Genomic DNA, 4653 nt, shown 5'->3' with positions numbered 1-4653 from the left:
CCCCGACGAACTAACGGAGATGCCCACTAGGTGGCGCAGATCGCGATAGGCGGCGTGGGGATCTGGTAGGTGGCGAGAGATCCGATAGGTGAGCTGAGCGCCGGGCGGGCGGCCGGCAGCCCCGCTGTCAGACGAGAAGACGGTTCCGCCCGCGTCGGCCGAGTGGGCGCGTGCGGAACCGTCTTTTCGATGGGCGAACCGCCGCCCGGCGGCCATGCCCGGCGGACTCGGGCGGCGGGGCGGAGGACCCGGGCGGTGGGGCGGCGGGGCGGCGGTCAGTTCTCGAGGGCGTTGATCACCTCGAGCTCGCCCTCCGAATGCGAGGCGCGGATGCGCTTCTTGTCCAGCTTGCCGACCGAGGTCTTGGGGATCTCGTCGACAAAGGCGAAGCGCTCCGGCACCTGCCACTTGGCCATCCGCTGTGCCAGGTGCGCGCGGAGCTCCTCGACGTCCGGATCGGGGATGCCCTCCTTGACGACGATCGCGGCCAGCGGGCGCTCGTCCCACTTGGGATCCGGCACACCGACAACGGCCGCCTCGGCCACGGCCGGGTGCTCGAGCAGGTAGTTCTCCACCTCGACCGAGGAGATCCACTCGCCGCCGGACTTGATGATGTCCTTGGCGCGGTCGGTCAGCTGGAGGAAGCCCTCGGGCCGCACGTAACCCACGTCGCCGGTGCGCAGCCAGCCGTCATCGAACGAGTCCGAGTTGTCGACCTTGTAGTAGCTTCCGGTGATCCACGGGCCGCGGACCTGCAGCTCGCCCACAGACTCGCCGTCCCACGGCAACTCGTTGCCGGCGTCGTCGACGATCCGCGCCTTGACGCCCGCGAGGAAACGACCCTGGGTGGTCCGCAGCTGGAACTGCTTCTCCTCCGGCAGCTCCGCCTTGGGCCGCGACAGCGTGCCGATGGGCGAGGTCTCGGTCATCCCCCAGGCGTGGATGATGTTGATCCCGTAGCGCTCCTTGAACTTACGGATCAACTCCGGCGGGCAGGAGCTGCCGCCCACCACCACGGCGCGGAAGCTCGACATGTCCACGGGGTGGTCCACGCTGTAGGCATCCAAGGCCATCCAGATGGTCGGCACGGCGGCGGCCAGCGTGGGACGCTCGGAGGCGATCATCGCGGCGAGCGGCTCGGGCTGCAGGAACCGCTCCGGCATGAGCAGCGAGGCGCCCACCATGAACGCGGCGTACGGCAGGCCCCACGACATGGCGTGGAACATCGGGACGATCGCCAGGACGTTGTCATCCACCGAGATGTCCATGCCGTCGGACATGCACACCTGCATCGAGTGCAGGTAGATCGAGCGGTGCGAGTAGACGACGCCCTTCGGATCGCCGGTCGTGCCCGAGGTGTACGCCATCGCGGCGCCCGAGTTCTCGTCGACCTCCGGCCAGTCGAACTCGGTGGGCTGGGCGGCGAGGAGCGCCTCGTAGTCGTGGACAGTGATCCCCTCGGGAGCCTCGAGTGAGTCCGCCGCGCCACCGGTGACGAGCACGTGCTCGACCGTGGAGAACCGCGGCAGCAGGGGCTGCAGCAACGGGATCAGGCTCGGGTCGACGATGACGACCTTGTCCTCGGCGTGGTTGGCCACGAACTCCAGCTGGTCCGGGAACAGCCGGATGTTGAGCGGGTGCAGCACCGCGCCCATCGAGGGGATGGCCAGGTAGGCCTCCAGGTGCTCGGAGTTGTTCCACTGGAAGGTGGCGACCCGCTGGTCACCGTCGATCCCCAGCGACCGCAGGGCGTGGGCCAGCTGCGCAGCGCGCTTGCCGAGATCGCCGAACGAGAGCTTGCGCGGCCCCTCCGCGGTCCAGGTGGTGACCACGGCATCGGAGTGGACGGTCGAACCGAACTGCAGGATCGTGCTGATGTTCAGCTGCTCCGGCATCATCGTGCTGCGCATGGGCGGGACTCCTTACTCGCGGGGCGTGCGTGACCTGACGGGACACGTGTGTATGCCGTAGGTCACTCTGAAGGTCGAGACTACTCCCGACCCCTTCCGCCCTACCCGCTCAGGGGGGAATCGCCCGCTTCGGCGTCGAGGGCGTCGAACACCTCCTGGACCGTCTTCATCGCCGACAGGGCGGCGGGCGCCCCGCAGTACCCCGACGCGTGGATGACGGCCTCGGTGATCTCCTCCCGCGTCAGCCCGTTGGTCAGGCCCCCGCGGACGTGGCCGGCCAGCTCGGCGTTCGCGCGCAGCGCCACCAGCATCCCGATGTTGAGCAGACTCCGGTCCCGCCGCCCCAGGCCCGGCCGGTCCCAGATGTTGCCCCACACGTTCTCGGTGACCACGTATTGGATGGCCTCCGACGCCGTCCCGGCCGCCCGGTCCATCGCCCGGTCGACGAAGGCGTCCCCCATCACCTCGCGCCTGGTCGCGAATCCCTGCTCACGCAGGTCCCGGGCCGCAGGCCCGTCGTCGGCAGAACTCGTCGTCGTCATCTGATTGTCCTTCCTCTGGGCGTCGTCGGTCAGTGCCTCGTGGGTCACCGACCATCCTCCCCTGTCCCGTCTCCGCCGAAAGCGCCACGCCCGCCCCGCCGGCGGAGCACTCTGGGGACAGGTATCCGGCTCGGGAAGGCGGCCCGCCATGCACTCTCGGACAACCCGACGGATCGCACGCGCGGTCCTCGCGCTCGGACTCGCGCCCGTCCTGGCGCTGTCGGCCTGCTCGACCGAGCCCGGAGGGGCCGAGGAGGACGCGACGGCCACCTCGTCGTCGTCGCCCCCGGACCGCACCACCTCCGCGCGTCCCGGCACGCTCGGCGGCGAGCCCCTCCCGGTCCAGGACACGGCGCCGTGCGCGCAGGACGGCGGCGGCACGCCCGTGGCCCGCACCGCCGACGGCCAGGCCGGCCCCGAGGGGCCCATCTCGTTGAACCCCGAGGTCGCCACCGGGTTCCGCACCGGGATGCGGCCCGTCGCCACCGCGTCGTACTCGGTCTCCACCGCGCACCCGCTGTCGACCCGGGCGGCGTGCGAGGTCCTCGCCGACGGCGGTACCGCCGCCGACGCCCTGGTCACCGCCCAGGCCGTCCTCGGGCTGGTCGAGCCGCAGTCCTCCGGCCTCGGCGGCGGCGGATTCCTCGTGCACTACGACGCCGAGTCCGGGCAGGTCGAAACGTACGACGGCCGGGAGACCGCGCCCGCCGCCGCCACCGTCGACTACCTCCGGCACATCTCGCCCGACGACACCGCCGCACCGCAGCCCGACGCGCGGCGCAGCGGGCGGTCCATCGGCGTGCCCGGCATCCTCCGCCTGCTCGAGACGGCCCACGCCGACCACGGCGAGCGCGAGTGGCGCGACCTGTTCGACCCCGCGGTGCTGCTGGCCGACGACGGCTTCGAGATCAGCCCACGCCTGGCCGAATCCATCGCCGCCTCCGCCGCGGACCTGGCCCGCGACCCCGACGCCGCCGGGTACTTCCTCGACGGTGACACCGGGAAACCCGCCGGGACGCGCCTCACCAACCCCGCCTACGCCAAGACCCTGTCCGCCGTGGCCACCGAGGGCGCCGACGCGTTCTACACCGGCGCGATCGCCGAGGCGATCGTCGACCAGGTCAGCACCGAGCGCGAGGGCATCACCCCCGGCGCCATGACCCTCGACGACCTGGCCGGCTACGAGGCCGTCACGCGCGACCCCGTGTGCAGCCCGTACCGCGACCACGCCGTGTGCGGCATGGCGCCGCCGTCCTCGGGGGGCACCGCCGTCGCCTCGACCCTGGCCATGCTCGCCGAGTCCGACCTCGCCGCGTACCCGCCGACCGACGTCGGACCCGACGGCGGCCTGCCCGCCCCCGAGGCCGTGCACCTGGTCACCGAGGCCGAGCGGCTCGCCTACGCCGACCGCGACGTCTACATCGCCGACCCGCGCTTCGTGCCGCCGCCGCTGGGCTCCGCGATGACCCTGCTGCGCCCCGGCTACCTCGCCGGACGCGCCGGCCTCATCGACACCGAACGGTCCATGGGCGAGGCCGAGCCCGGCGACTTCCCCTTCGACGCCCGCGGCGTGTTCACCGGCCCCGAACACGGGACCACGCACATCAGCATCGTCGACGCGCAGGGCAACGCCGCCGCGCTCACCACGACCATCGAGTCCGCGTTCGGCTCCTTCCAGATGGTCGAGGGGTTCCTGCTCAACAACCAGCTCACCGACTTCGCCGCCGAGCCGCGCGACGATGCCGGGCAGCTGCAGGCCAACCGGGTCCAGCCCGGCAAGCGGCCGCGCTCGTCCATGGCCCCCACGCTGGTGTTCGACGGCACGCCGCTCGCGCGCGGCGAGCTGCGCGCGGTGGTCGGCTCGCCCGGCGGGTCCCGGATCATCCAGTTCGTCGTCAAGACGCTCGTCGGGATGCTCGACTGGGACCTCGACCCGCAGCAGGCCGTGAGCTCGCCATCGTTCGGGGCGATCAACTCGCCCGAGACCGCGATCGGTGGCGAGCACCCGGCGGTGACCGATGACTCCGAGCTGACCCGGTGGCTCACCGAGCGCGGCCACGAGGTCTCCACCGAGGAGCAGTCGTCGGGCCTCTCGTCGATCCTGCGTCAGTCCGACGGCACGCTGATCGGCGGCGCCGACCCGCGGCGCGAGGGGGTCGTGCTGGGCGGGTGACGCGGCGCCGTCGGCCCGGGCGCTCGGC

3 protein-coding genes are annotated in these 4653 nt (G+C 72.0%); 1 reads left to right on the top strand and 2 read right to left on the bottom strand.

Features of this window, described 5'->3' with window-relative positions; translation table 11 throughout:
• Nucleotides 1-275 precede the first annotated feature (275 nt).
• Together HMPREF3086_RS14195 and HMPREF3086_RS14190 are read right to left on the bottom strand one after the other, a co-directional pair.
• Entirely contained in the window at nucleotides 276-1910 is a 1635-nt protein-coding gene (locus tag HMPREF3086_RS14195; RefSeq protein WP_070722507.1) for a long-chain fatty acid--CoA ligase, read from the bottom strand.
• Between the two features lie 101 nt (nucleotides 1911-2011).
• On the bottom strand, nucleotides 2012-2452 hold the full coding sequence (locus tag HMPREF3086_RS14190; protein WP_070722508.1) for a carboxymuconolactone decarboxylase family protein: 441 nt from the start codon (nucleotides 2450-2452) through the stop codon (nucleotides 2012-2014).
• 148 nt (nucleotides 2453-2600) lie between these two features.
• Here HMPREF3086_RS14190 and ggt point away from each other — a divergent pair, with 148 nt between their 5' ends.
• A complete protein-coding gene (gene ggt / locus HMPREF3086_RS14185) occupies nucleotides 2601-4625 on the top strand; it encodes a gamma-glutamyltransferase (RefSeq protein ID WP_070722505.1) in 2025 nt (674 codons plus the stop codon).
• The last annotated feature ends 28 nt before the right edge of the window (nucleotides 4626-4653 follow it).

The organism is Dietzia sp. HMSC21D01 (assembly GCF_001815995.1).
GTDB classification, from domain to species: Bacteria; Actinomycetota; Actinomycetes; order Mycobacteriales; family Mycobacteriaceae; genus Dietzia; species Dietzia cinnamea.
This window is presented reverse-complemented; position numbering and strand designations above follow the sequence as displayed.

What these genes read in the sequence shown, in the direction of transcription:
- HMPREF3086_RS14195 (WP_070722507.1), bottom strand. Translation starts at nt 1,910, where the DNA reads ATGCGCAGCACGATGATGCCGGAGCAGCTGAACATCAGCACGATCCTG.
- HMPREF3086_RS14190 (WP_070722508.1), bottom strand. Translation starts at nt 2,452, where the DNA reads ATGACGACGACGAGTTCTGCCGACGACGGGCCTGCGGCCCGGGACCTG.
- ggt (WP_070722505.1), top strand. Translation starts at nt 2,601, where the DNA reads ATGCACTCTCGGACAACCCGACGGATCGCACGCGCGGTCCTCGCGCTC.